The organism is Candidatus Cyanaurora vandensis, from assembly GCF_013285555.1.
GTDB lineage: Bacteria > Cyanobacteriota > Cyanobacteriia > Gloeobacterales > Anthocerotibacteraceae > Cyanaurora > Cyanaurora vandensis.
On sequence record NZ_JAAXLT010000229.1, the window covers coordinates 1 to 3775 of the forward strand.

Genomic DNA, 3775 nt, shown 5'->3' on the forward strand with positions numbered 1-3775 from the left:
CCAGCCGACGTAGAGGCGATTGTTGGTGGAAGTAACCCAGTCGCAAAACTGGCCCCAGAGGGAGCGCGCTTGGCGGCGTTCAAGAGTAGCGGTCATTGGCAGTTACCTGAAAGATTTACTCCCCCCATTTGTAGCGGAATGTAAACATTTTTTCAAGGAAAACGTAATTATTTCTCAGGAATTGGGTAAAGTCTGGATTGTTGTGGCTGGGCTAGTCCTTCAGTGGGGTCTGGGTATCTGTCCTAGGGCTTGTTTAGGCAGGTGTTGTTACGAATCATTACAAAAACTTATAGCTGGATGATTAGCTCTTGGGTTGTCCGGTGGGCCAAGAGGTCTACCACCCACACTTGGATATGGTAAGTTCCTGGTCCCGGGTAGTAGTGGGGCGGGGTTGTCAAATTTAGGTCGCGTTGGTGGCGGGTCCGAAAACTGCTCCAGTTAACCCGTCCCGGTTGGTTTGGGTGGGTAGAGAAGTCCACGGCCCAATAATCTACCCAGTTGCTCCAGTGGCCTAGAAATAAGGGAGGTTGAGCGGTAATTATTAAGCTCTGTAGATGGATTTGAACGGTATGGTCAGGTCCTAGACTTAGCCCTAGCTCTAGCCGGACTTGGTGAGTCGTTAGCGGGATTGTGGCCGGACAGGTATAGACCGTGAAATTTGCACCCAGGGTCGAGAGGCGTTTGCGCGTCGTGTGAATGGCCCAGGAACTCTGGTCACAACCCAACCAACGGCGGTTCAAACGCTGGGCCACGGCTAGGGTGGTACCGGACCCACAACAGAAATCTGCCACCAAGTCCCCTGGATTAGAAGAACACTCAAGGATGCGCTGGAGCAGGGCTTCGGGTTTTTGGGTAGGGTAGCCCAGGTTCTCACGGGTCGCCGATTGCAGGGCAGGGGTCTCCCACACATCCCGGAGCAGGGTTTCGCGGTATTGACGACCCGTCTCGTCTTGTTTGAAGTCCCGATTAGCGAAACCATAGCGGTGTTGCATGTAGGAACGCTCGGTCTGAGTATTAAAAGTCCAATGGTCGCTCTTGGTATAAAAAAACAGCGTGTCATGTTTACGGGCAAAACGACGGCGACTCGCGCCCTGGGTGCGGTAGCTCCAGCAAATCTCATTCTGGAAATGCTCCCGCCCAAAAATCTCATCTAACAACAGACGCAGCGGCGCACTAGACCGCCAGTCGCAATGGACATAGATACTGCCATCAGGGGCCAAGAGTCCGTGCATTAGTCGTAATCGTGCCGCCATCATCGTCAGGTAAGCACTGGGGTCCCAAGTGTCGGTATAGGCCAAGGCCGAGAAAGTTGTTTCACCCATCATCTGGTCGCCCCATACGTCGGTCCCGCGATTAAACGGGGGGTCTAGGTAGATGAGTTTAAGCCCACCCGCTTGGTCTAGGATTTCCTGCCAAGGTGGTCGCGCGAGGGCCACAAGGACGGCGAGGTTATCCCCCTGAAACAATTGCCCCCCCTCACCATTGCCGAAATATTCCAGAGCGACCCAGGACTGGGGCTGAGGATAGTCCCTCTCACCTTTGCCAGACCAAACTAGTTCCGGTTCTCTAGGTGCAAAGAGACGGGTCCGATAGTGGGCAGGTAAAAATTCACCCCGGTCAAGCAAATCTTTAAGGTAGGCTTTTTCGGCTTCGCTCAGGTCCATACCGTGACCCAGCTACCCGTCTGCTGGCTCTGGTGGGCTGCATCAATCAGGATTTGGCTGCGGAGTCCTTCCTTTAAAGAAGGGGTCATCACCGTTCGGGTTTGTAGACTTTGGACAAACCGCTCTGCGAGGACCATGAAGGGTGCAAGTCTGCCATCAGGGTAGGTCTGGGGGAAATTCAACCGTTCTGGGAGGGCCTGCTCGGTCAGTTCACCACCCGCCGGGGCATACCACAGCCGAAAACCATGGACATAATCGCGCAGGTTATCACTGCCGAGAACTAAAGTCCCCTGCTCGCCATAGATACGGACCCAATGCCCCTGTCCCCGCCAAGTTGCCGTACTGAGGAGCATCGTCCCCGGTGTACCGTCCGCTAGGTTGAAAAGGATATTACAGATGTCGTCACTGTCCACGAGTCGGGGTTGCCCCTGAGCGTCCGGTCGTTCACGAATACTCGTCGTGAGTTGGGCCTGGAGTCGTCCGATGGGACCGACCAGCCACTCTACATAGTCAAAAGCATGGGAGCCAATCGCCCCGAGACAGCCGCCGCCTTGACTCCGCTGGGAATACCAATTCCAGAGTCGCTGGGGGTCCGCCCGCCCTTCGACCTGCCAAACTACTTCTACCAATCGCAGGGGGCCAAGCCGTCCCAGTTGTTCTTTGAGGTAGAGCCAGTGGGGGACCGTCCGAAACTCAAAATCTACCCCGTGCATGACTCGGGCTTGTTCAGCTAAAGTCAGCATTTCTTGGGCTTCAGTGGCGTTGAGGGCCAGTGGTTTTTCACAAAAGAGTGCTTTCCGGGCAGCAAGGACCGTCCGCGCTTGCTCGTAGTGGAGATGGGGCGGGGTGCTGAGACTGACCGCGTGGATATCCGGGTGCTGAGCTAGTTCCGCCACGCTCGCAAAAACCATCGGCACGCCAAATTTGAGGGCAATGGTCTGGGTCCTCGCCTGCTCCCGTCCCCATAGCCCAAGGACCTGTACCCCAGGGAGTTGCTGGAAACCGGGTACATGGATGGCCTGCCCAAACCCCGTCCCGACCACCCCGACATTTACCACCATCACTTAGGGCTGGCGAGCAGCGAGGACTTCTTTGAGAGCTTCGACGGCAGCCCGGTTCCACCCAGGAGCCTGATTCGTGAAGCTCCCCACCCAGGCAATATCACTGCCATAGCGCGGTTCCAGAATGACGGCGGCTTTAACGCTGACATCAGCCTCATCTTTCTGACCGATACGGTAGAGGGCGATGGCTTGACCCGCTAGGGCTTCAGCGGATTTTGAGTTGAGTTCGCTTGCTTTTTGCCAGTCTGCGAGAGCTAGGGAGTATTTGTTTCTGAAAAATAGCAACAACGCTCGGTCTAGGTAAGCACTGGGGTCCGTTGGATTGAGGATGACCACCGCACTCCAATCACCGATTGCTTCATCTACCTTGCCTAAGCGTTGCCGTGCCACAGCCCGTTGGAAGAAAGCACCGGGGGTGACTTCATTTTTCTCTTTGTCAATATCAATGACTTTGGTGAAATCAGCCTCGGCACGGGCAAGTTCTCCCTTCTCGGCGTAGACGACCCCGCGTCCCCCGTAAGCTTTAGTGGACTCCTTGTCAATGGAGATGACCGTGGTGTAATCCGCCACCGATCCGTCGAAGTTCTTGGCTTTGTAGCGAGCCGCTGCCCGCAACAGTAGAGCTTTAATATTCTGGCTATCGCTCTGGAGGACTTTATCCGCCAAGCTGATCGCTCTAGGATAATCACCCGCACGGTAAGCTTGATTGGCAACTTTGAGATCATTGGGGGGCGGGGTAGGCGGAGTCGTCTGCGCTGCCACCGTGGGACTCACCACTACTGCTAGAGCCAGGAACCAAGACCAGTAACGCATTGTCAGTCAGCTAAACGATAGACTCAAAGATAGTCTATCCTGAGCGTTCTTTAACCCGTGAGTTCCGATGTTTTTAACCAAAACAGGACTTACCCAGAGCAAGAGGAGTGGGTCGGATAGTGGAGCCGTGACCTGCCTCTTAGCCGATGAGTTTTACTAAACTCGACGACTGCCAATACCGGTCAACTGCCCAGCTCCACTAGACCCTGACCTATGTAGCGGACCATCTGGCGCGTC

The 3775-nt window shown here is 55.1% G+C and carries 3 protein-coding genes; all 3 read right to left on the bottom strand.

Going from position 1 to position 3775, the window contains the following annotated elements; all coding sequences use genetic code 11:
* Positions 1-287: 287 nt before the first annotated feature.
* The 3 genes from HFM78_RS15895 to HFM78_RS15905 are packed head-to-tail and all read right to left on the bottom strand — an operon-like array spanning position 288 to position 3538.
* On the bottom strand, positions 288-1664 hold the full coding sequence (locus HFM78_RS15895; RefSeq protein ID WP_287130440.1) for a DNA methyltransferase: 1377 nt from the start codon (positions 1662-1664) through the stop codon (positions 288-290).
* Positions 1655-2725: a Gfo/Idh/MocA family protein gene (locus HFM78_RS15900; protein ID WP_287130441.1), complete on the bottom strand. Its 1071-nt coding sequence runs from the start codon at positions 2723-2725 to the stop codon at positions 1655-1657. Before HFM78_RS15900 ends, HFM78_RS15895 begins: the two co-directional genes overlap by 10 nt.
* A 3-nt stretch (positions 2726-2728) precedes the next feature.
* Positions 2729-3538: a tetratricopeptide repeat protein gene (locus tag HFM78_RS15905; RefSeq protein ID WP_287130442.1), complete on the bottom strand. Its 810-nt coding sequence runs from the start codon at positions 3536-3538 to the stop codon at positions 2729-2731.
* Between the last annotated feature and the right edge of the window lie 237 nt (positions 3539-3775).